Origin of the sequence: Halorubrum sp. ARQ200, from assembly GCF_005435115.1 — an archaeon.
In the GTDB taxonomy this organism is placed as follows: Archaea; Halobacteriota; Halobacteria; order Halobacteriales; family Haloferacaceae; genus Halorubrum; species Halorubrum tropicale.
In genome coordinates this window covers 367388-388968 of record NZ_SGTZ01000001.1, presented here as the reverse complement: position 1 = coordinate 388968, position 21581 = coordinate 367388, and the positions used below count along the sequence as shown (strand labels likewise).

At 59.4% G+C, this 21581-nt stretch carries 23 protein-coding genes; 17 read left to right on the top strand and 6 right to left on the bottom strand.

The window, feature by feature from the left end; translation table 11 throughout:
- The first annotated feature begins 76 nt into the window (after positions 1–76).
- The 11 genes from EXE50_RS02070 (at position 77) to EXE50_RS02020 (ending at position 9939) form a co-directional block, all read left to right on the top strand.
- Complete coding sequence (locus tag EXE50_RS02070; RefSeq protein WP_137704222.1) at positions 77–1138, top strand: GDP-mannose 4,6-dehydratase; 1062 nt, start codon at positions 77–79, stop codon at positions 1136–1138.
- Positions 1135–2115: a GDP-L-fucose synthase gene (locus EXE50_RS02065; protein ID WP_137704221.1), complete on the top strand. Its 981-nt coding sequence runs from the start codon at positions 1135–1137 to the stop codon at positions 2113–2115. Before EXE50_RS02070 ends, EXE50_RS02065 begins: the two co-directional genes overlap by 4 nt.
- Entirely contained in the window at positions 2108–2596 is a 489-nt protein-coding gene (locus tag EXE50_RS02060) for a GDP-mannose mannosyl hydrolase (protein ID WP_137704220.1), read from the top strand. The genes EXE50_RS02065 and EXE50_RS02060 overlap by 8 nt, the downstream gene beginning before the upstream one ends.
- 26 nt (positions 2597–2622) lie before the next feature.
- Positions 2623–3564: a UDP-glucuronic acid decarboxylase family protein gene (locus tag EXE50_RS02055; protein ID WP_137704219.1), complete on the top strand. Its 942-nt coding sequence runs from the start codon at positions 2623–2625 to the stop codon at positions 3562–3564.
- Positions 3565–3569: 5 nt separating this feature from the next.
- Positions 3570–4706: a DUF563 domain-containing protein gene (locus tag EXE50_RS02050; protein WP_137704218.1), complete on the top strand. Its 1137-nt coding sequence runs from the start codon at positions 3570–3572 to the stop codon at positions 4704–4706.
- 49 nt (positions 4707–4755) lie between these two features.
- Positions 4756–5697: a glycosyltransferase family 2 protein gene (locus tag EXE50_RS02045; protein WP_137704217.1), complete on the top strand. Its 942-nt coding sequence runs from the start codon at positions 4756–4758 to the stop codon at positions 5695–5697.
- Positions 5698–5751: 54 nt separating this feature from the next.
- A complete protein-coding gene (locus EXE50_RS02040) occupies positions 5752–6990 on the top strand; it encodes a glycosyltransferase family 4 protein (protein ID WP_137704216.1) in 1239 nt (412 codons plus the stop codon).
- 109 nt (positions 6991–7099) lie between these two features.
- Positions 7100–7552 (top strand): FkbM family methyltransferase, encoded by a 453-nt coding sequence (locus EXE50_RS17840; RefSeq protein ID WP_137704215.1) that lies wholly within the window; start codon positions 7100–7102, stop codon positions 7550–7552.
- 22 nt (positions 7553–7574) lie between these two features.
- Complete coding sequence (locus EXE50_RS02030) at positions 7575–7982, top strand: FkbM family methyltransferase (protein WP_158293648.1); 408 nt, start codon at positions 7575–7577, stop codon at positions 7980–7982.
- Positions 7983–8038: 56 nt separating this feature from the next.
- Positions 8039–9049 carry a sugar phosphate nucleotidyltransferase gene (locus tag EXE50_RS02025; protein WP_137704213.1) on the top strand — a complete coding sequence of 337 codons (1011 nt, stop codon included), beginning with the start codon at positions 8039–8041 and terminating at the stop codon, positions 9047–9049.
- Positions 9049–9939: a glycosyltransferase family 2 protein gene (locus EXE50_RS02020; protein WP_137704212.1), complete on the top strand. Its 891-nt coding sequence runs from the start codon at positions 9049–9051 to the stop codon at positions 9937–9939. Before EXE50_RS02025 ends, EXE50_RS02020 begins: the two co-directional genes overlap by 1 nt.
- Positions 9940–9952: 13 nt before the next feature.
- Here EXE50_RS02020 and aglG read toward each other — a convergent pair whose 3' ends face one another.
- On the bottom strand, positions 9953–10873 hold the full coding sequence (aglG, locus tag EXE50_RS02015) for a glucosyl-dolichyl phosphate glucuronosyltransferase (protein ID WP_137704211.1): 921 nt from the start codon (positions 10871–10873) through the stop codon (positions 9953–9955).
- Positions 10874–10968: 95 nt separating this feature from the next.
- Here aglG and EXE50_RS02010 point away from each other — a divergent pair, with 95 nt between their 5' ends.
- Positions 10969–14115, top strand: coding sequence for an oligosaccharyl transferase, archaeosortase A system-associated (locus tag EXE50_RS02010; protein ID WP_137704210.1), 3147 nt, complete (start codon positions 10969–10971; stop codon positions 14113–14115).
- A 78-nt stretch (positions 14116–14193) separates the two neighbouring features.
- Positions 14194–15138 carry a DUF368 domain-containing protein gene (locus tag EXE50_RS02005; RefSeq protein WP_137704209.1) on the top strand — a complete coding sequence of 315 codons (945 nt, stop codon included), beginning with the start codon at positions 14194–14196 and terminating at the stop codon, positions 15136–15138.
- A 37-nt stretch (positions 15139–15175) separates the two neighbouring features.
- Here the strand turns inward: EXE50_RS02005 and EXE50_RS02000 are convergent, their stop codons facing one another.
- Positions 15176–15520: a DUF5615 family PIN-like protein gene (locus EXE50_RS02000; RefSeq protein WP_137704208.1), complete on the bottom strand. Its 345-nt coding sequence runs from the start codon at positions 15518–15520 to the stop codon at positions 15176–15178.
- A gap of 3 nt (positions 15521–15523) precedes the next feature.
- Positions 15524–15829, bottom strand: coding sequence for a DUF433 domain-containing protein (locus tag EXE50_RS01995; protein ID WP_137704207.1), 306 nt, complete (start codon positions 15827–15829; stop codon positions 15524–15526).
- A gap of 129 nt (positions 15830–15958) precedes the next feature.
- Between EXE50_RS01995 and EXE50_RS01990 the strand changes: the two genes are divergently transcribed.
- From EXE50_RS01990 to EXE50_RS01975, 4 genes are all read left to right on the top strand, one after another.
- The gene (locus tag EXE50_RS01990; RefSeq protein ID WP_137704206.1) at positions 15959–16519 is read left to right on the top strand and encodes a thioredoxin family protein; all 561 of its coding nucleotides are present in this window, start codon (positions 15959–15961) and stop codon (positions 16517–16519) included.
- A gap of 90 nt (positions 16520–16609) precedes the next feature.
- Positions 16610–17305: a hypothetical protein gene (locus tag EXE50_RS01985; protein ID WP_137704350.1), complete on the top strand. Its 696-nt coding sequence runs from the start codon at positions 16610–16612 to the stop codon at positions 17303–17305.
- A gap of 134 nt (positions 17306–17439) precedes the next feature.
- A complete protein-coding gene (locus tag EXE50_RS01980) occupies positions 17440–17856 on the top strand; it encodes a hypothetical protein (protein ID WP_137704205.1) in 417 nt (138 codons plus the stop codon).
- 46 nt (positions 17857–17902) lie between these two features.
- The gene (locus EXE50_RS01975) at positions 17903–18229 is read left to right on the top strand and encodes a hypothetical protein (RefSeq protein ID WP_121598897.1); all 327 of its coding nucleotides are present in this window, start codon (positions 17903–17905) and stop codon (positions 18227–18229) included.
- 34 nt (positions 18230–18263) lie between these two features.
- On the opposite strand, the gene EXE50_RS01970 is transcribed toward EXE50_RS01975, so the two are convergent.
- From EXE50_RS01970 to EXE50_RS01960, 3 genes are all read right to left on the bottom strand, one after another.
- Positions 18264–18569: a PRC-barrel domain-containing protein gene (locus EXE50_RS01970; protein WP_053772364.1), complete on the bottom strand. Its 306-nt coding sequence runs from the start codon at positions 18567–18569 to the stop codon at positions 18264–18266.
- Between the two features lie 92 nt (positions 18570–18661).
- Positions 18662–20953, bottom strand: a complete 2292-nt coding sequence (locus EXE50_RS01965; RefSeq protein ID WP_137704204.1) for an LUD domain-containing protein — start codon at positions 20951–20953, stop codon at positions 18662–18664.
- A complete protein-coding gene (locus EXE50_RS01960; protein WP_121598899.1) occupies positions 20950–21501 on the bottom strand; it encodes an LUD domain-containing protein in 552 nt (183 codons plus the stop codon). The genes EXE50_RS01965 and EXE50_RS01960 overlap by 4 nt, the downstream gene beginning before the upstream one ends.
- Between the last annotated feature and the right edge of the window lie 80 nt (positions 21502–21581).

Here is a 21581-nt window from a genome sequence, read left to right as displayed (position 1 = left end):
ACAGTATATCCCATCGGCTAAACCAATCTGAGAGGAGAAGGTACATAAATATCGGCTCGAATCAATTGATTAGACTATGAACGTCGATACGCGGCTCGCGGACCGGCCTGTGTTCGTGACAGGCGCCGACGGCTTTGTGGGTTCACATCTTACTGATCGACTTATTGAGGCCGGCGCTGATGTCCACATTTTTGTTCGAGCAACGTCCAGTGGGGAGCTCAAGAACATCCGACATCGAACAGAAGAGGTCACGGTTCACCGAGGTGACCTACGTGACCCCCATTCGGTAAAACGAGCACTCTCCGCTCTCGAGGGGTACAGCGATACGTTGATTTTCCATCTCGCCGCACAGGCACACGTCGGCGAATCGTGGGAACGACCTTACGAAACGATTGACACCAACATCAAGGGAACGCTCAATCTTTTACAGTCGATCGTCGATTTGGATTTAGACATTGCCAAATTCGATACAGCCGGGACCAGTGAGGAGTACGGCAACGTCAAAGACGAAATGGCGGAAAAACACGACTTCGAGGAAGACGGCCGCGTTCTCTTGTCCGAACGATCGCCTGTCAATCCGACGAGTGTCTACGCGACTTCAAAACTCGCAGCGGATTTCCTGACCATGAATTACCACGACGCGTATGGGCTTCCGGCCGTTACGACCCGGATGTTCAACAACTACGGTCCTCGACAGAACCCACGCTACATCACCGGGACGATCATCACACAGGCCTTGGAACGAGATATTGTCGAGCTCGGGAACCTCCAACCAAAACGGGACCTCTGTTACGTCGAAGACGGTGTGCGCGGCCACTTACACGTTGCCTTAGAAGGAACCCCCGGCGAACAGTACGTGTACGGATACGGTGAGAACATCTCGATGCGCGACTGGACGAATCTTATCCTTGACGTTGGCGATGAGGAGGGCTACTGGGATCGTCCAGAGATAGTCCAAGCGGAAGACCGATACCGACCCGGAGACAGCGACGTCGAGGAGCTCTTAGTCGGATACGAGAAGCTTAACGAGGAAACCGGCTGGGAACCCGAAGTGGAATGGCGTGAGGGGGTCCGACGGACGATCGACTGGTACGCGAATAACAAGGAGGACTGGTACGGACGGGTCGACTGGCGATGACCGACTGGCACCGTTCAACTGCGGATTACTGGGACGGAAAGTCGGTGATGGTTACAGGCGGTGCCGGGTTCCTCGGTAGCCACCTAACTACGGAACTCGAACAACGAGCGGATGACGTAGACGTATTTGTTCCGCGAAGCGACGAGTACGATCTACGGAACTCATCGGACATTCAGCACGCGCTTCGCGACTCCGATCCCGATATCGTTTTACACCTTGCAGCTACGGTGGGTGGGATCGGCGCCAATCGATCGAACCCAGGAAAGTACTTCTACGAAAATGCGGTGATGGGTATCGAACTTATCGAGCAAGCCTGCCTCCACGGCGTCGAAAAGTTCACCATCCTCGGGACGATTTGTTCCTACCCAAAGCATACTCCTGTCCCATTCAGCGAAGATGACCTCTTCGACGGATACCCAGAGGAAACAAACGCTCCGTACGGGATCGCCAAGAAGGCGTTACTCACCCAATCTCGAGCGTACCGCAAGCAGTATGGATTCAATAGCATCTATCTGATGCCGGTGAACCTGTACGGTCCCAAGGACGACTTCGATCTCGAGAGTTCACACGTGATTCCGGCCATAATCAGAAAATGCGTCGAGGCTCGGGAACGTGGAGATGCTTCGATTACTGCGTGGGGAAGTGGCGACCCGACAAGAGAGTTTCTCTACGTAAAAGACGCAGCAGACGGAATACTGACAGCGACGGAGCGGTATGACGATTCTGCTCCGGTAAACCTGGGAAGCGGCATGGAAATTTCAATTCATGACCTTGTGGAGACCATTGCCGATGTAACGGGGTTCCAAGGTGAGATCAAGTGGGACACGTCCAAGCCAGATGGCCAGCCGCGTCGCAAGTTGGATACGACGCGTGCGCGTGAAGAATTCGGTTGGGAGGCCACCAGCGAATTTCGGGAAGGTCTCAAACAGACTGTAGCGTGGTACGAATCACATCGTCAGGAGGTTCTCAATGACTAACTTTGTCGAACGGATCCCTGATGACGTGTGGGCAGAGGTCGTCAAACACATGCCGATACCCTCCGTCGACCTCGTGGTTAGGTGCGCCGATGGGATCCTCCTCGCGAAGCGTCAGAACGAACCCGCAAAAGGCGAGTGGTTTGTTCCCGGCGGGAGAGTCCGTAAGGGAGAGCCTCTTTCAGAAGCCGTTGAGCGTGTCGCGCAGGAGGAACTCGGCGTCGGGGTCTCAATTGAGGAGCGGTTAGGCGCTTATGACCACCTCTACGACACCTCTGACGTGGACGAATCGGGTGGAAAACACTACGTCGCAAACGGATTCCTCGTCACTCCTGAGACGGAAGCGTTTGCGCTCGATGGGCAGCATAGCGACTTTTCAATTTTCGCAGTCGACTCATTACCTGACTTACACCCGTACGTCGAAGCGTATCTTCGCGCTGCCTCAATCGATCCCGACTCAGTCAACCGAAGTCCATACGAATAAGCCCTTCCGGCGAGTACCCACCGCCAATGTCCGAGTGCTCCTCTCTCGTCGCCGGCGGAGCTGGATTCCTTGGGAGTCACCTCTGTGAATCTCTCCTCGACGACGGCCATCGGGTGTACTGTCTTGATAATGAGAGCAGTGGTCAGTCTAAGAACCTCGAAAGCTTCCGAGATCGGGATCAGTTTTCGTACATCAAAGGCGACGTCTGTGACCTCCCTGATCTCCCATCGGTTGACGAGGTCTACCACCTTGCGTCACGAGCATCTCCGAAGGACTTCAAAGAGCACCCAATAAAGATTGCTCGTAGCAACACCGAAGGAACCCGGAATCTGTTGGAATACTGTGTAGACTGCGGTGCACGGATGCTTTATGCGAGCACCAGCGAGGTTTACGGAGATCCAGAAGAGCACCCCCAAACAGAGAGTTACAATGGGAATGTAAACATTCGTGGTCCCCGAAGTTGTTATGACGAGTCAAAACGGTTCGGTGAAACCCTCGTGGTGGCGTACGAGCGGAAATATGACATTGATGTACGTACTGCGAGGATCTTTAACACATACGGACCACGGATGAGAAAAGATGACGGACGTGTAGTTCCGACGTTCATCAGACAAGCGCTCAACGGCGAAGATCTAACGGTGTACGGTGATGGAACACAAACTCGAAGCTTCTGCTTCGTTGAAGATGAAATTCGTGGCCTTCGTCGCTTGATGGAGACGGATGGACTGAATGGAGAAGTCGTGAACATTGGAAGCGATGACGAAGTTACGATACTGGAGCTCGCGAAGATGATATTATCTGCGATAGAATCTTCATCCGAGATTATGTACGAACCACTCCCAAAAGATGATCCTGAGCGTCGACAGCCCGACATTACAAGGGCAAATACACTACTTGACTGGTGGCCCAAGACCAAACTTGAGGACGGGATTGACCAGACTATTCAGTACTTCAACACGTCGACGTAACTCGAATGGAGTTGAACACCAGTTACTGGAAACGACTACTAGCAAACTCAATTTCAACCATCGCTGAAACGACGGCGGTGCGGGAACTTCTGGACAGACATACGCTGACCGATAACGAATTAACACAAAATACAGTTAAAAGTCTCTCTTACGGTAGCGAACGACGACTACATCTATCCACTCCCAGGCACATTGGAGCGCTCCCAGAACCAATCACAGACCTACGTGGTGAGCACCACATCACCGAGTGGGATGTTTATGAGATACAAAATGCCAAACTTATTGGACCGAACGCTTTGGCTATCACGAGTGGTGACAAGCTTGTACTAGCAAACTCTCTAAATAGCTGGTCACTACTTCTGAGAGAGATATTGAGATGTTTTCGTTCCGGAATCGTCCCGAGATATCGCAGATCGGTAGATGAGGAAATTGATTTAGCCGTCTCTTTGGTAGGTCCTTGGGCGACCGGGTACTTTCATTGGTTCGCAGAATACCTACCAAGATTAGAAGGTTTACATCAGTTTGAGGCCCTTACAGGTGAGAAACCTACGCTCATAATTCCGAACGATCCACCAGCTTGGATGACTGATTCTCTTTCATTACTTGGGTACGGACCAGATCGAATTATAAAGTGGTCTGGTGGAACCAAACTGATCCACCGACTTATAGTTCCACAAGTACGGCACACCCCAGTTCAAAACGGTTACATACACGATCCATTTGGCCTAGAGTGGGTTGGTGAACAACTCCGTGAGGGGGCTCCGATAACGACCCAGGATTGGGATTCTCGGATATACATCTCAAGGGCTGACGCTGACGAGCGACGCGTCGTCAACGAAAGGCAGGTAATGCAACTACTGAGTAAATATGGATTCTCGCGTAAGGTATTATCTAACCATTCTCTAGCGGAACAGATTTCAATGTTTCAGCAGGCGGACACTGTTATCAGTCCGCACGGAGCAGGTCTTATAAACATAATGAATAGCGAGACTGTGGACGTTATCGAGCTTTTTGGGAGCTATCAAAATGGATGTTACTACACGATGTCTGGTTTAGAAGGGGTATCATATGCTTGTATCACTGGAACCGCGGCTGATCAGGATATTTATGTTCCGCCAGAAAAAATTCAGGCACTAATATAATCAACGTAGATTCGCTACTTTTGTCACGGAGGACTCCTCTCTGCTAATAATGGCCGAAGAAATAACTGAGTGGTCACTTGACACTCCTGTTGCGTTTTTCGTATTTAATCGACCAGAGCTAACTTCAAAAGTTTTTCAAAAAATACGGGAGGTTGAGCCGCCAACACTCTTTCTTATTGCTGATGGGCCTCGATCAGGTGTACCCTCAGATAACAAAAATGTAAGCCAAGTACGATCTATCATTACAGATGTAGATTGGGAATGCTATGTTCGCACGCTTTTTAGTGATAGTAATCTTGGGGTGAAAAAACGGATCCAAACAGGTATTGATTCCGTCTTTAACGATGTTGAGAGATGTATTTTTCTTGAGGATGACTGTTTCCCAAACACCGACTTTTTCAGATATTGTCAAACGCTCTTAGAATGGTATGACGGAGATGATCGAGTTATGGATATTTCCGGTAGCAATCATCTGAAGACGTGGCACCCGGATCGACAGGACTACCACTTTACACGGTTTGGCGGCATTTGGGGATGGGCAACATGGCGAGACGCTTGGGACCACTACGATCCTGAGATGACGAAGTGGGCCGATCCGGTGTTCCAGAACCGTGTCAGAGACTTCTATGGAGGCGGAAGTATGTGGGAGTATGTTGAGTTAGTGCTCGACAGGACACATAAAAATGAAATAGAAACGTGGGATTATCAATGGATGTTTGCGAAAGCGATTAATTGGGGTCTGACCGCAAGTCCCTCAAAGAACTTGATTAGTAACATTGGATTTGACGCTAATGCGACTCACACTCAAAATGAATCATCGCCGATGTCGCGAGTACCGCGACATAGTCTGGCATTCCCTCTTGATCAAGCTGAGTATGTATGTACTGATGCTGAGTACGATAAGCGGTATTATAAATTGACCAATTCTATATGGGAACGTAACCGGTATCTTCGCCAGCTACGGCATTTTTACGTGAGAAATCACAGTTAAGATTAGAGGTAGACTTTCCCCTTGTATTTTTACTGTGTAACCTAACCCCCTAGTATGGAAGACACTGAATTATCTGTTACACTTCTCAACGCCTACGATTCTGGTGGCGCTGGAACAGCCACAAAGAGAATATATCAGGGACTCCGCAAAATTGGGGTTGATGCTAACATGCTTGTTGATCACAAGCAAGGTGATGACCCACTAATCCATGGACCAGAAAGTACCCTTCGAAAGGCATATTCCATGGCTCGCCCGTTTATCGATCGCTTTCCGCTGAGGCTATACGGGGGATCTGACGGTGTATTTTCGCCGAATTGGCTCCCCGAAGACGTGAATAACCGAATTGATAGGCTTGATCCAGACGTTATTCACCTCAATTGGGTGGGTGGGGGATTTCTGACACCAAGTACTATATCTTCATTCGATCGGCCGGTAGTCTGGAGATTTCCGGATATGTGGCCCATGACCGGGGGGTGCCACTATGCGAGAAGCTGTGAAGGATATAAGAAATCCTGTGGAACCTGTCCGGAGTTAGGGAGCACAAGCGCCTGGGATTTGTCTCGCCTTACGATGGCTCGAAAAAGTCGTGCGTTTTCTAATACTGATATTACGGTAGTCGCTCCCAGTAATTGGTTAGCAGAGTGTGCGCGTGAAAGTTCACTGTTCCAAGATAGTCATATCGAGGTGATCCCAAACGGACTGGATACTGACGTGTTCTACCCTTGGGATATGAAGACCGCGCGCTCCACGTTCCAACTTAATCAGGAAGAGACGATCGTTCTGTTTGGATCGGTCAATGCAACCTCTGATCCCAGAAAAGGATTTGATTTACTTGACAACGCATTAAATGACATTGAGTCTGAAAACTTAAGGCTCGTAGTTTTTGGCTCATCTGAGCCCACCGATCCACCTGATCTTAATTATCCAACAACATACACCGGATACCTTCATGATAATCAGAGTCTCGCTTTCTTGTATTCAGCTGCCGATGTAATGGTTGTACCATCCCGATATGAAGGGTTTGGACAGACTGTTTCAGAATCAATGGCATGTGGCACACCAGTAGTAGCTTTTGACGCTACTGGGCCGAGCGATTCAGTCGATCATCGTAAAAATGGATACCTAGCAGAACCGTATGATCCAAAAGACCTTGCGAGAGGCATAAACTGGGTTTTAGAGGATCAAAAACGACGGAGTGATCTCTCAAAACAGGCACGTATGAAGGCTAAGGAAGAATTTTCGCTTGAAGTTGCTGCCAATAGATATAAGAAGGTCTACAAATCCATCATTTAACTCAAGACGAGAGAGTGCTACGATAGCGAGGATTATCTATAGCAATCTAATTATCAATGTACATAATTTGCTGAGTGATTTTATGTTGTATCAAAACTGATGCGGAGTTATGAGTTCAGAGAGACGTACACCGGCGTATTTACCACAGAAATTTTTTGAATTATGCAGTGATGAAGGAGTGCTAAATGCGTTAGTAGATGCTAAATCGTACGTCTCACATAATGTTAATCCGATCAGAGAACTTAGTAAAATATACTATGACTGGAAAGGAGGGACACAAGCTATACGTATAGATGGGGTGACAGCTGAGTTTGATGCGGAAAGTAAGAATGGTGGGGATATTATAAGAATCATGAACAAGTCCGAAAAGTTCTTTTTACAAGATATGTTAAGTGAACTTAATGAGACAGATGTCTTCTATGATATCGGTGCAAACATTGGGATATTCAGTTGCTTTGCGGCACAGAAATTAGAGAACGGTCATCTCGTTTCATTTGAACCGTACCCCCCAAATGTAAACCAGTTAGAAAAAAAATATATTATACAATACTACAGATTCTAATTTCACATTATTCGATATTGCCTTGTCAAATTCAGACGGTACCATAGAATTCTCATCACCAGACAAACATCCTGGGCATCAAACCGGCAATATCTCACCCTCCGGTCAATCTATCGATATTCAGGCAACCACAGGTGATAAGCTGGTTAGCAATAAGTCGCTGCCACAGCCCACTGTGGTAAAAATAGATGTGGAAGGCTCTGAGCCGTTTGTCATTGAAGGCTTGGAGGATACACTAAAATCCGAGGCGTGTCGTGTCTTGTACTGTGAGATACACCTCCCACGAGAAGACGGGGGGCGCCCGTCAGTTTTAGATTATGGGGAGACAAAAGAAAGTATGCTAAATAAAATACAAGATATGGGGTTTAATATAGAGCATATGGCAGAAAGAGGTCCCGAAATACAAATTAAGGCAAAAAAGCAGATCTAGGATGTTGTCTAGCACCTAACGAAATTGGTTAGTGGAAGCCGAAATACGGGTAAGCTATGAAAGCAGTAATCCCTCTCGCCGGACAAGGAACTCGATTATATCCTCAGACACATACGAAACCGAAAGCAATGGTTCGTATTGCCGGGAAACCGATTCTTGGTCACATCCTTTCAGGGCTGGTAAAAACACAAATTGAGGAGGCAGTGTTAATCGTCGGTGGACCAATGCAGACACAAATACGGGAGTATGCCAAGGAGGAATTCGGTGACAAACTTGACCTGACTTTTCCGGAACAAACTGATCCACAAGGACTTGGTCACGCAATTTATCAAGCGAAACCGGAAATCGATGACGAACCGATATTCATTACACTCGGAGATATGCTGTTTGAGAACGGCTACGACACATTTCTTAAATCACATGAGTCCCTCGGAGCCGTTGATGCGAGTCTCGGTGTGAAACAAGTTGACGAACCCAGCCACTACGGCGTTGTTGATATCGACGCGTCAGGAAAAGTCCGTGAACTTGTTGAGAAGCCATCTGACCCACCTTCTGACCAGGCGATCAGCGGGGTGTATGTTATTGAAGACAGCGCTGGACTATTCAGTGCGCTAAGATATCTGATCGAAAATAACCTCCGAGGGGCTGGTGGTGAATTCCAACTTACCGACGCACTCCAACGGATGGTTGAGACCAACTCCGTCATTGGAACCTTTGACGTTGAGGATTGGTATGATTGCGGTCGTCCAGAAACGCTCCTTGAAGCCAATCGCGTATTACTGGAGGAGTTGGAAACAACTGAAGGTGACCAATTAGAGAATACGGTAATTGTTCCTCCAGTTGATATGGGAACAAATGTTACCGTTGAACGAAGCGTTGTCGGGCCTTACGTGAGCCTGGATGATAATACAGAGATCAGTGATAGTATCGTCAGAAGTTCCATTGTGGGACGGGGCGCATCGCTCACTGGGGTGAATCTTGAAAACAGCATTGTAGGTGATGCCGCAAAAATTCGTGGAGACACACAAAGTCTGAACGTTGGCGACAACAGTAGTCTTAGTCTTTGATGCGTAGTCAAAAGATATCGATCGTTACACCCTCATTCAATCAGGCTGACTACATTCCAGATAATATCCAGTCAGTTAACGGTCAATCTCACGACAGGGTCGAGCATTTGATTCTTGATGCTGGCTCCGACGACGGAACAAAAGAAATTATTGAGGATTACGCTGACGGAGCTGACCACGATGTCTGGTGGCGATCAGAGCCGGACGATGGCCAGTCAGCCGCAATCAACGAAGGGTTCGACCGCGCAAGTGGGAGTATCGTCGGATGGCTCAATTCGGATGATGTTTACTTCGATACGACGACGCTATCACGGGTAGAGAACTGGTTCGACCGCACTGGAGCAGACGTGATCTACGGCGACTTGGCCTACGTCGATAGTCGGTCTCGAGTGACCGAAATAGATGTCCGTCCCGAATTTGACAGAAAAAAGCTCGCGTATCGTATCGTTATCGGACAACCGGCCACGTTCTTTCGGCGTGAAGTCGTAGAGTCAGAGCAGCTCGACATCGGGCTCAACTACTGTATGGACTACGAGTTTTGGATACGACTCTCTCGGAACTATGACATCCGCCATGTTCATGACATCCTTGCTGGATTTCGCCGACACGAAGCGCAAAAAACGGACGACATGTCTCCCGTCAATGCCGAAGTGGAGACAATGCTTGACCGCTATCGTGACGAACTGCCGGAGCCACAGGGGGTTCTCCTAAATAACGCTTCGACAGAGCTTCAGCGAATTGTTCAGGGCGGGCAGGAAACAGTTTCTCTCCACCGTAACGAACCGGAGTTGGCTTTCGACGGCGAACTTGCGCCCCTCTCTCAGATGCTATTCAACCTCGGACCGGGGCTTGAAGACATCCAAAAGGCTCTCCGCCGCTGGCGGCGGTAGTGAACGTTCCAAGTCAACTTGTGTCGGGAACCAGCGCGTAGAGGTACCCAACTCCGATGCTGAGCGTAAACATGAGCAGCATCACAAACGTATCCAGTTTCGTCACGGAAGGCGAGGTAACGAGTTCAGTAAAGCGGCTAGGAATGAAATCAGTGAGAAGCTGCTGCAAAAACTGTCGTTCCGTACTTATCGCATCCGAATCGATCTCTGCCATTCGACGTTTCGAATAACCCTGCCAGAACGCCCGCTCCAACAACCACTGTCGGTCGGTTCGGTATTCGTAGATCTTGTGTTCGATGGTGGCGTCTGGCACATAGACGACTCGTTCCCCGGTCTCGCGCTTTAGGCGCGCACACAGTTCCGTTTCACCGCCTTGGAGATCGTTCTCACCTCGCTTCCCCATCTCCGTTCTGAATCCGCCGAGATCTAAGAATACCTCTCTGTCGAAAGAGAGGTTTGAACTGAACGTGTTCCGGACGTACCCCTCCGTTTCCCGGAACCCTTTGTACGTGACACCGATGAGGAAATAATACTCTTCGGGGAGGTACTCCGGTTTTGTCGACAGCCAATCCGGTACCATTCGGCCGCCAACGGCGAGTGCGTCATACCGTTCGTAGGCGTCAATGATCTGTTCTGCCCAATCGGATGCCGCTACCGCGTCGTCATCCAGAAATGCGACAACCTCGCCGTCTGCTAGTTCGGCACCCGTGTTACGACTGTACGAGAGGCCTCTGTTCTGATCATTACAGTGTATCGTCGTATTCGGATTTGTGCCGTAATCCGTCTGTACCCGCTCGTACACCTCCTCAGTGCCGTCAACAACGACTACGAGTTCGATGTCATCATACGTTTGTTTGAGAATGCTTTCAGCAGCCTCCTGAAACTCCGGATAGCGGTCCATTGAATACGTACAGAGGACCACCGAGATTTTCATACGTCAGGGTTGTCAGGTAACCCGCTTAGACCTTCCGTCTGTACATGAGCTGTTTATCACAAGCCTTATGCGCGTTTTGACAGTCCCTTGCGGTAATGAGCGATTCGAACGATCCGCCGGACGAATCGGACTCGTCTCCGTCCGATCTCCTCGCGCGGTGGTACCACGTTCCCGCCCTCCTCGGGGTGTTCGCGTTCATGCTCTGGACGCGGCTGCGCTCGTACGGGAACTTCATTCAGAATGGAGAGGTGTACTTCCGCGGCAACGACGCGTGGTATCACCTCCGCACGACGAGTTACCTCCTCGAGAACTATCCGAGCACGCTGCCGTACGACGTCTGGACTGGCTTCCCGTTCGGGACGAACGCCGGCCAGTTCGGCACCCTCTGGGACCACATTATGACGGTCGGCATCTGGATCGCCCGGCCGATAATGGGCAGCGCCGAGGAAGTTATGTTGGTCATGGCCCCCATCACCGGTGCGCTTGTCGCGGTCCCGACCTACTTCATCGCCCGCCGATTCGTCGACCGCGTGCCCGCACTGGTTGGCGCGGTAACACTGGCGCTGTTCTCCGGAACGTTCCTCCGGTACACGCTCGTCGGCTTCCCCGACCACAGCGCGGCCGAGGTCTTCTTCCAGAGCACCGCCATCCTCGCGTTCCTCGTCGCGCTCGGCGTGGCGGAACGCGAGAAGCCGGTGTGGGAACTCGTCGTCGACCAAGACTGGGACGCACTGCGAAAACCAATCGCCTATGCTGCCGCGGCCGGCGTCGCGCTCGGCCTCTACATGTGGACATGGCAGCCAGGCATTTTGATGGTAGGATTCACTGGGATCTTCCTCGCGGTCAAGCTCACGAGCGACACTTATCACGGGAAGAGCCCGGAGCCGGTTGCGTTTGTGGGCGCGGTCGCAATGACTGTCACGGGCTTCATGCAGGTGATTCCGCTCGATACGTTTGGATTTAATCCGACCGAGTACTCGTTCCTCCAGATTTTCGCGCCGCTTGTCGTCGCACTCGGCGCCGTCTTCCTCGCGTGGCTCGCCCGTCAGTGGGAAGCACGTAACCTCAGTACTGACACGTACCCCGCCGCGGTCGGCGGACTGATTCTCGCATCCGCGGGATTCGTCTGGCTGGCGATTCCCTCGCTGTGGTCGACAGTCATCAACAGCCTCCTCAACACCGTTGCCTTCTCCGCGAGCGCCGGCGCTCGCACCATCGGCGAGGCCCAACCACCCCTCCAAGGCGCTTCCTTCTCGAACTTCGTCCTCTCACAGTACGGGCTCGCCTTCTTCCTCGCCCTTGCCGCAGTCCTCTACATCGTCGCGCGGCCCTTGTACCGCTCCGACGACACCAACCACACCCTGTACATCCCGGCCGCGCTCGCAGTCGTCGGCTCCGTCTACGCCGTTCCGCAGGCGTACGGCGCCATCGGCGGCGTCATCGGCGTAGATTGGCAGGTGATCGGCCTACTCCTCGCCGCCGCCTTCCTCGTGGGCGCGACGCTGCTCGTCGAGTACGACGCCGAGGAGCTGTACTTCGTCGTGTGGGCGGCGTTCATCGGCAGCGCGGCGTTCACGCAGGTCCGCTTTAATTACTACTTCGCCGTCGTCGTCGCGGTCGGCACGGCGTACTTCCTCCAGGTGGCGCTCGACACGATCGAGCTCACCTCCCTCGACGCCCTCCGCGATATCGAGGGGTGGCAGGTGCTGACGGCGGTCGCGGTGTTCGCCGTCCTCCTCCTTCCGCTCCTTTTCCCCGCAGCGGGCGCGGCGCCAGTCTGGGAAGCGGGCAACGACAGCAACCCCGGCAGCGTCGTCCAGTGGGACGAGAGCCTCCAGTGGATGAACGACGAGACGCCCCAGCCGGGCGAACTCGAGGGCGCGAACAACCCGATGGAGCTGTACGGCACCTACGAGCGCCCCGCTGACGGCGACTTCGAGTATCCCGAGGGCGCGTACGGCGTCCAGTCGTGGTGGGACTACGGCCACTGGATCACCACGCGCGCCGAGCGCATCCCGAACGCCAACCCGTTCCAGCAGAACGCGGGCGCAGCCGCGGACTACCTCCTCGCGCCGAGCGAAGAGGAAGCGGCCGAAGTCCTCGCGAGCCAGAGCACCGAGGGCAACGACACCCGCTACGTGATGGTCGACTGGCAGATGGCGTCGCCGAACTCCAAGTTCAACGCGCCGGTCACGTTCTACTCGGGCAACGAGACGGTGCGCGACTTCAACGAACTGCTCTACCAGCGCGTCCAGGGGCCGCAGGGCCAGCAGGGCGGGCTCCGCGCCGCGCTCCAGGTACGGACGCAGCGGTACCACGAGAGCCAGATGATCCGGCTCTACCAGCACTACGGGAGCGCGGTCGAGCCGCAGCCGGTCGTCCTCGACTGGGAGCCGCAGACCGCACAGACCCAGTCGGGCGAGCAGATCGAGATTAAGGTGCTCCCGAGCGAGGGCCAGGCAATCCGCCGGTTCGAGAACCTCTCGGCTGCGCGGTCGTACGTCGAGGAGGACGGCTCCGCACAGGTGGGCGGCGTGATGGGCGTCCCCTCCGAGCGGCTCGACGCCTTGGAACACTACCGGCTGGTCCACGCCACGCAGGCGCCCGGACAGTCGCCGTACGCCCAGCAGGCGCAGATCCTCGCCAGCCAGTTCGGCGTCGACCTCCAGGCGACGTTCGGCGAGTCGCTGTTCGGCGCGTTCCGCGACGACTTCGTCAAGACGTTCGAGCGCGTGCCGGGCGCGACCGTCGAGGGCTCGGGCGCGGCGCCCGGTCAGGAGGTCCAAGCGACGGTCGAGCTCCGGAAGCCGAAGGGGCAGACGTTCGAGTACACGCAGTACGCGACCGCGGACGACGACGGTGAGTTCGCGTTCACGCTCCCGTACTCGACGACGGGCTACGCGGAGTTCGGCCCCGAGAACGGGTACACGAACACGAGCGTCCGCGCGACCGGGCCGTACAACATCACCACCGCACAGACGACCGGTGACGACCTCTACACCACCGAGCGGTTCGGGCAGGTCGAGGTGACCGAAGGGCAGGTCGTCGGCGTCGACGACGCGGCGGCGACCGTCGAGCTCGAAGAGCGGATCATCGACTGTCCGAGCGGCGACCCCGAGTGCCCGGTCGACGGCGGGAGCGGAGGCGACGGCGAGAGTTCGACGAACTCCACGGACGCGGGGTCGGTGATCGGTGCCGAGCCGGTGGCGGCGACGGCGACGACGGCGACCGCACCGAACTGACCGCAACCTCAGGGCCCGTCGCGAACGCGGTCGACCGATCCCACCCTTCTTTACCGCGGCTGCGCTTCTTGCGAGCAGATGGGCGACCTCCGTGAGTGGGCGACGCTGTACCTGAAAGGCCTAGCAATGGGGAGCGCCGACGCCGTCCCGGGCGTCTCCGGCGGCACCATCGCGCTGATCGTCGGGATCTACGAGCGGTTGATCGCGGCGGTCACTGCCGTCAACCCCGCTCGCGCCCGCCGCGTGCTCGGCGGCGTGCAACCGGGCGGCCGCGCCGACGCGCGGGCCGCGTTCCGCGAGGTCGACGGCGCCTTCCTCCTCGTGCTGGGCGCCGGGATCGGGACCGCGGTAGTGACGGTGTTGAGCGCGGTGAACCGGCTGCTCGCGACGCAGCCGGTCGCGACGTACGGGTTCTTCTTCGGGCTGATCGCGGCGAGCGCGGCCGTGCTGCTCGGCGACGTCGACCTCTCAACGGCGCGCCGGAAGGCCGCCGCAGTCGCCGGCTTCGCGCTCGCCTTCCTCGCGTCCGGCGTCGCCGCGACCGCGCTCGGCAGCCCGCTCCCGGTGGTCTTCCTCGCCGGGGGCGTCGCCGTCAGCGCGATGGTGCTGCCGGGCATCTCGGGCTCGTTGCTGCTGATCGTCCTCGGCCAGTACGAGTACATGTCGGGCGTCGTCGCCCGATTCGTCGACGCCGTCGGCGCGCTCGCGCTCGGCAACGGCGCGGACGCGCTCGCCGAGACGCTGCCGCCGGTGGCGGCGTTTCTCCTCGGCGGCGTCGGCGGGCTCTTCACCATCGCGCATGCCGTCCGCTACGCGCTGTCGCGGGCGCGGGCCGCTACGCTCGCGTTCCTCGTGAGCCTCGTCCTCGGGGCGCTGCGCGCGCCGCTCGTCGAGGTGGCCGCGCGGCTGGCCGAAAGCGGCGAGTCGTGGCGGGCGGCCGCGCCGCGGTTCGCGCTGGCCGCGCTCGTCGGCGCCGGGCTCGTGGCAGTTCTGAACCGCTACTCGGCGACGATCGAATACTGACGGGCGGAGTGGGTCGCTGGTCCGTGGTGAGTGAAAATCACAACCAGTCGGTGGTAATGTACGTCACCGTCTTCATGGCGTCCCGATTGGGAAACGCCTCGACGACGCGCTGGATGATGTGAAAGAGCTCGTGCGTTTCGAGTGATTGATCGGGCACGTAGAATACGCCACTGTGTGAGTCGACCGGCATCTGGACGAAATCGTCGTCGCTGGTGACGACGAGACGGTCGTGTTCGACGGCATACCGGCGAATAGCGGTGTCGTCGACGCCCTCACCGAGCTCGTTCACGGCGACGACCCGCTCTACGTCGTGGCCCGCTTTGGCGAGTTTGTCTGCCAGCGGAGCCGCGATATTCTCGTCGAGCAGAAACGCCACCCGCATGATCTACGCGTCCGACAGATCCTCGGGACCGGTGACGACGTTCGGATCGTTTGGGGCGGCGTCGTGGAGCTCTCGCCGACGTTCCTCGACGGCCCGCATCTCCTCCGGGTGGTCGTGATAGTACGCCAGCGCGTGGTAGACCTCCGCAGTGGTAAGATCAAAGCGGTCCGCGACCGTCTGCGCGTCGAGCCCGCGCTCTTCCACCAGCGCGTGGATGTGGCGCACGGTGATTCGCCGGTCCCGGATATGCGGCTCGTCGTGGATCCCCGACTCGTCACCTGCGACGACGGTGTTCATCTGCCTCGACATACCGGCAGCTACCAGCGTATTGGCCTTTAGTCTTTGCCGGCACGGCGGACTCAGTTGACCGTGGGTATGACCGACCGGGTCGTCCCCTGGCTCGCAACGCCTTTTCGGCTGCCGCGCGTACGGTCGCGTATGGTTCAGATGGAATCCGACTCGGCGCTCGACCGCGGCGACGCCGCGCCCGACTTCGAGTTGCCCGGTGCGGACGGGGCAACGTACGCGCGCGATGACTTCGCAACGGACGCGCTGCTGGTCGTCTTCACGTGTAACCACTGCCCGTACGCGAAAGCGAAGATCGATCTCTTGAACGAGCTCGCGGCCGAGTACGACGACCTCTCGGTCGTCGGGATCAACCCGAACGACGCCGACGAGTACCCCGAGGACTCCTTCGAGGCGATGCGCGAGGCCGTCGCGGACGGCACGGTCGCGTACGACGCGTACCTCCGCGACGAGACCGGCGACGTCGCGGCCGCCTACGACGCGGTCTGTACGCCCGACCCGTTCCTCTTCGGCCGCGAGGACGGGACGTGGCGGCTCCGGTATCACGGGCGCCTCGACGACGCGCTCAACCCCGACGACGAGCCGACCGAGTTCTACGTCCGCGACGCGGTCGACGCCGTGCTCGCGGGCGAGGAGGTCGAAATTCCCGACCGCCCCTCTCGGGGCTGTTCAATTAAGTGGCCCGCGGAGTAGGGCGACCTCGCCGACCCGCATCCCGGGAGTGGATCGCCGTGTTAACAGAGACGGCTTAACAAGGGTCCGGACCGAACGGAGGGTATGGGCATGAAAGGCGACGAGCCGGACCTCCACGAGATCGATCGCTACGACGGCGGCGTCGGCTGGATCGCGTACCCCGACGAGACGATGGAGCGCGCGAGCCACGCGTTCGCGGTCGACAACGAGGAGACGGGCGCGGCCGACGTGTGGGTGGTCGACCCGGTCGACGCGCCCGGCGTCGACGAGCTGCTCGACGACCTCGGCGAGGTGGCCGGCGTCGTGGTCGGGCTCGACCGCCACGTACGCGACAGCGGCGAGGTCGCCGCGCGCCACGGCGTTCCCGTGTACGTCCCCGAGTGGATGACGGGCGTCGCCGAGGAGCTGGGCCCCAACGTCGAGGTCGAGCGGTTCGGCTCGCGGCTCGCCGACACGGGCTTCGAGGCGTTCCGGATCCGCGACTCCTCGCTGCCGCCGTGGCAGGAGGTCGGGCTCTTCGACGGCGAGACGCTCATCGTCCCCGAGTCGCTCGGCACCGCGTCGTACTTCCGGGGCGACCGCGAGCGACTCGGCGTCCACCCGATGCTGCGGCTCACGCCGCCGACGACCGCCCTCTCGGGGCTCGACCCCGAACGCGTCCTGACCGGGCACGGCGTCGGCGTCCACGAGCGCGCGGCCGTCGCCGTCGAGGACGCCCTCTCGGACTCCCGGTCGAAGGCGCCCGGCCTGTACGCGAAGACGCTCGCGTCGGCGCTACCGTTCTGAGCGGGGACGGCGGTGCCGCGGCGCCGGTGCGGTTTTCAGGGCCCCCGCGGCGGCGCGGCGGCTTCCCGGGCCTGCGGCGTCGGCCGAGCGGTGCGTGACCTTTTGCCAATGCGTCACGTAGCGACGGGCGACCAGTGATCTACGTCACCCGCGACCTGTTGACCGTACTGCGCGAGCGCGCCGCGAGCGAGGACCCCGAGGAGGTGAACGTCCGGCTCTCGGCGACGCCCGCCGGGGAGTTCGAGGCGGACCTCGGGCTCGACCCGGCGACGCCGGTGGTGACGCACTTCACGCTCCCGTCCGTGGGCAGCTCGGTCAGCTCCGTGTTCGGCGTCGACCTCGGCACGCCGGCGGGCGAGGGCGGCGCGCGGTTCCTCTCGCACCCGGACGGGTTCCTCGGCGTCTCCCGCACCGACGACCTCGCGGGCGTGGTGATCGTCGCGGTCCCGCCGTACGACGCGGACTCGGTCGCCGCCTTCGACCGGGCCGGGGACGGGGTCGAACTCGCCGTCGTCGACGCCGTCCCGCCGACGGAGTCCGTGCCGGAGTGAGCCGAGAGCAGGGGTTTCAAGCCGCCGGAGGGAGTATCCCGTCGCAATGGCAGCACGGCCACCCGGTGGCGGCGATACGAAGGAACCGGAGGCGATCGAGTTCGGAATCGCCGCGCTCGACGCCCGGCTCGACGAGGCGGACGTGTCGTTCCCCGCGACGGCCGCGGAGCTCCGCGACGCGCTCGGCGATCAGGAGGTGCCCTACGACGCGCAGGGGCGGTCGATCGCGCTCGCGGACGCGCTGGACCGCGTGCCGAAACAGCGGTTCGAAAACGAGACGGCGTTCCTCGACGCGCTCTACCCGGTGTTCGACGAGGCCCGCCGGGAGGAGCGCGGCGTGATCGCCAGCCTGCGCGACGCGTTACCGTTCTGAGCCGGGCGGGCGAGGCTCCCCGGGCGCGACCCGGTTACCGCGACTCGGCGATCTCGCTCGCTTCCTCGTCGGACTCGCCGGCGTCGTAGCGCTCGATGACGTCGTTGATCAGGACGACGTCGCCGACCGCGCGGACCCAGCGGTACGGGACGATGACGCCCGTCGAGCCGCTCACCTGCCCGGCGAACAGCTCGTGGTTGAGTTCGGCGAGCGCGAGGCCGGTCACGGCGCGGGCGTCCAAGTCGAGCTGGATGTCCTCGATTTCGCCGACGAAGACGCCGTTGCTGGAGTACACCTCGCGGCCGACGAGCGACGTGATCTCTTCGGGGGCTGCGTTCATACTCGATACGGTCACGAGCGCGCCTATTAAGCGTTCGTTGTCGAACGACGCGCGTCGGACGCGGGGGAGGAGCCGCGCGGCCGTGGCGGAGGTCACTCCCGCGGCGCGATCACTTCGATCGGGTGGAGCGGCGACGCCTCCAGCAGGCCGTCGAGCTGTTCGGTACAGGAGGTGCCGGGCGCGACGACGGTCCGGTCGGTGTCGCCAAATTGCTCAACGAGGGGCTCGCCCACGTCAACGCTCAGCTCGTAGTAGTCTGTCTTGTAACCGAACGAGCCCGCCATCCCGCAACACTCGGTGTCGGAGACCAGCACGTCGTAGCCGAGCCGCTCGAAGGTCGCGGTCGCGTACTCGCCCACCTCGACCGTGCGCGCCTGACAGTGCGGGTGGTAGGCGATCCGCTTCCCGGACGCGACCGGGCCGGTCCCCTCGCTCGGCGCGCGCAGCGCCGCGGGGTCGGCGCCGTTCTCCAGCAGGCCGAAGACGTACTCCATGGCGTCGTAGCTCGCGGCCGCGAGCCGCTCGTGGGAGTCGGTCGGGAGGAACCGCTCGTACTCGCGGCGGAACGTCGCGAGGTCGCTCGGCTCGATCACGACCACGTCGCGGCCGGCGTCGAGGTGGGGCGCGAGCCCGGCGTACAGGTCCTCGGCGGCCGCCTCGGCGGTCGCGACCATCCCCTGCGAGAGCGGCGGGCGACCGCTGCCGGGCAGGTCGGGCACCAGCACGCGGACGCCGAGCGCCTCCAGCGCCCTGACGGTCGCCTTGCCGCGCGCGACGTCGACGTAGTTCGTCGCGGTGTCGGGGTAGACGACCGCTTCGCGGGTCGCCTCGTCGGCCGGGACCGCGGGGCCGCCGCGGGTCTCGAACCACTCCACGAGCGACTCGCGCGCGAACGCGGGGAGGTCGCGGCGGCGGTCGATGCCGGCGACCCGCTCGGCGACCGCGCGCAGCGGGCCGACGTTCGCGAGCCGGTTGGCGACCGGCGCCGTCTTGTGCCCCCACTTCGCGAGCGTCGCGTAGTTGCCCACGAGCCGCGTGCCGAGGTCGACCCCGCCGGGCTCGTCGTCCGGGACCAGCTCCTCGAACGCCCAGTCGAGCTGGCTCGGGTCGGCCTCGCCGCGGTTGATCCGGTCGCGGACCGCGGTGTTGATCCACGGGATGTCGATGCCGACCGGACAGGCCGGGACGCAGCGCGAGCAGCCGGTACAGAGGTCGTTGAACTCGGCGGCGGTGTCGAGCCCCTCGATGCCCGCCTCCCAGCCCGTCGCGATACCGCCGGAGTACGTCTCGCCGCCGAACGCGTGGCCGCCGACGCTCTGGAAGTTCCCGCAGGCGTTCGAACACGCCGAACAGCGGATGCAGTACAGCGTCTCCTTCAGCGTCTCGTCGTCGCGCATCGCCAGGCGCCCGTTGTCGATCAACACGAGGTGGAACGCGCGGTCGGACTCCGAGCCGTCGGCCAGGGGGCCCTCGTCGGCCGCGAAGTCCGGCACCGGCGAGTCGACCGGCGGCGTCAGCGTCGAGATGTAGGAGGTCACGTCCTGGCCGGTCCCCGAGCGCCCGATCAGCTCGACGAACGGCGAGAAGTCCTCGACGGTCGGGACGAGCTTCTCGACGCCCGCGACCGCGACGTGCGTGTCGGTCGCGGTCACCGTCTTCCGGGCGTTGCCCTCGCTCGTCACGAGGAGCATAGTTCCCGAGTCGGCCGCGATGAAGTTCGCACCGGTCATCCCGAGGTCGGCGTCCTCGATCAGCTCGCCCAACCGCTCGCGGGCGAACATCGTCAGCTCCTCGGCGGTCTCGGGCGGGTCGTCGGGGTCGAACCGCTCCGCGAACAGCTCGGCGATGGCCTCGCGGGACTTGTGGATCGCCGGCGCCACGATGTGCGACGGCTCCTCCTCGGCCAGCTGGAGCACCCACTCGCCGAGGTCCGTCTCGACGACCTCGACGCCGTCCTCCGCGAGCGCGTCGTTCACCTCGATCTCCTCGGAGGTCATCGACTTCGACTTCACCGCGCGCTCGGCGCCGCGCTCGGCCGCCACCTCCCGGACGTACCGGTTCGCGTCGGCCGCGTCGTCGGCGAGGTAGACCGTCCCGCCGTTGGCCTCCACCGTCTCCGTCACCTCGTCGATGAGGGTCGGGAGGCGCTCGATCGCGTCCTCCTTGATCGCCCGCGCCTCGTTTTTCAGCGCCTCGTAGCCGTCGAGGCGGGCGGTCGACTCGTAGCGTCCCTCGTTGAAGCCGCGGGTGTTCGCCGCGACCGCGTCGCCCTCGGTCGCCAGCAGCTCGCGGATCCGGTCGGCCTTCGCCTCCCGGTCGAGGTCGCCCGGCGCCTCGGCGGGACGCGCGTCGTCCGTCCCCGCGGCGTCGGCGTCGCTGCTCATCGCTCCCCCTCCGCGGGGTCGTCCTCGCGGAGCAGCACCACGTGGACCTCCTTCGGCCCGTGCGCGCCGTGGACGAGCCCGCCCATGTCCGCCGTCGCGCTCGGGCCGGTCGCGAACACCACGTCGACCGACTCGTCGCGCGCCCGCGGCCCGAGCCACTCGAAGGCGTCGGGCATGTCGGGGACCAGGTCCGCCTCGCGGAGGACGACGACGTGGCGGTCGACGAACAGGCTCACCGGCTCCGTGCCGGCCGCGTCCGCCTCCAGCGCGACGCTCCCGTACTCGGCGACGCCCAGCGACGCCGCCGTGACGCCGGTGTGCGCCCCGCGCAGGTCGGCGGTGGTCGGCTCCGTCTCGATCCGCTCCGGGAGGGTCGCGGGCGAGTCGGCGAACGCGGCCGGCCCGGACCGGTCGAGCGGGACACCGACCGCGGGCTCGCCCGCGGCCGCCTCGACCATGGCCGCGCACTCCGCGGACGGCCCCGCCGAGACCGCGACGCCGAGGTCGTCGAGTCGACCCGTGAACGTCGACGTGTCTGCGAGCGACATGGTGGTCACTTCGCCGGTCGACATAAGGGTGTTGCGGCGCTTCTCGGAGACGCGAACCGGTCCGCGGGAGCAGGAGCGGC

Bases quoted from the DNA above. Each gene is read 5' to 3' on its own strand.
- EXE50_RS02010 (WP_137704210.1), top strand. From the start codon at position 10,969: ATGAGCGATTCGAACGATCCGCCGGACGAATCGGACTCGTCTCCGTCC.
- EXE50_RS02025 (WP_137704213.1), top strand. From the start codon at position 8,039: ATGAAAGCAGTAATCCCTCTCGCCGGACAAGGAACTCGATTATATCCT.
- EXE50_RS02055 (WP_137704219.1), top strand. From the start codon at position 2,623: ATGTCCGAGTGCTCCTCTCTCGTCGCCGGCGGAGCTGGATTCCTTGGG.
- EXE50_RS01990 (WP_137704206.1), top strand. From the start codon at position 15,959: ATGGTTCAGATGGAATCCGACTCGGCGCTCGACCGCGGCGACGCCGCG.
- EXE50_RS02065 (WP_137704221.1), top strand. From the start codon at position 1,135: ATGACCGACTGGCACCGTTCAACTGCGGATTACTGGGACGGAAAGTCG.
- EXE50_RS17840 (WP_137704215.1), top strand. From the start codon at position 7,100: ATGAGTTCAGAGAGACGTACACCGGCGTATTTACCACAGAAATTTTTT.
- EXE50_RS02040 (WP_137704216.1), top strand. From the start codon at position 5,752: ATGGAAGACACTGAATTATCTGTTACACTTCTCAACGCCTACGATTCT.
- EXE50_RS02020 (WP_137704212.1), top strand. From the start codon at position 9,049: ATGCGTAGTCAAAAGATATCGATCGTTACACCCTCATTCAATCAGGCT.
- EXE50_RS01965 (WP_137704204.1), bottom strand. From the start codon at position 20,953: ATGAGCAGCGACGCCGACGCCGCGGGGACGGACGACGCGCGTCCCGCC.
- EXE50_RS02045 (WP_137704217.1), top strand. From the start codon at position 4,756: ATGGCCGAAGAAATAACTGAGTGGTCACTTGACACTCCTGTTGCGTTT.
- EXE50_RS01995 (WP_137704207.1), bottom strand. From the start codon at position 15,829: ATGTCGAGGCAGATGAACACCGTCGTCGCAGGTGACGAGTCGGGGATC.
- EXE50_RS02000 (WP_137704208.1), bottom strand. From the start codon at position 15,520: ATGCGGGTGGCGTTTCTGCTCGACGAGAATATCGCGGCTCCGCTGGCA.
- EXE50_RS02005 (WP_137704209.1), top strand. From the start codon at position 14,194: ATGGGCGACCTCCGTGAGTGGGCGACGCTGTACCTGAAAGGCCTAGCA.
- EXE50_RS01960 (WP_121598899.1), bottom strand. From the start codon at position 21,501: ATGTCGCTCGCAGACACGTCGACGTTCACGGGTCGACTCGACGACCTC.
- EXE50_RS01970 (WP_053772364.1), bottom strand. From the start codon at position 18,569: ATGAACGCAGCCCCCGAAGAGATCACGTCGCTCGTCGGCCGCGAGGTG.
- EXE50_RS02050 (WP_137704218.1), top strand. From the start codon at position 3,570: ATGGAGTTGAACACCAGTTACTGGAAACGACTACTAGCAAACTCAATT.
- EXE50_RS01985 (WP_137704350.1), top strand. From the start codon at position 16,610: ATGAAAGGCGACGAGCCGGACCTCCACGAGATCGATCGCTACGACGGC.
- EXE50_RS02060 (WP_137704220.1), top strand. From the start codon at position 2,108: ATGACTAACTTTGTCGAACGGATCCCTGATGACGTGTGGGCAGAGGTC.
- EXE50_RS02070 (WP_137704222.1), top strand. From the start codon at position 77: ATGAACGTCGATACGCGGCTCGCGGACCGGCCTGTGTTCGTGACAGGC.
- aglG (WP_137704211.1), bottom strand. From the start codon at position 10,873: ATGAAAATCTCGGTGGTCCTCTGTACGTATTCAATGGACCGCTATCCG.
- EXE50_RS01975 (WP_121598897.1), top strand. From the start codon at position 17,903: ATGGCAGCACGGCCACCCGGTGGCGGCGATACGAAGGAACCGGAGGCG.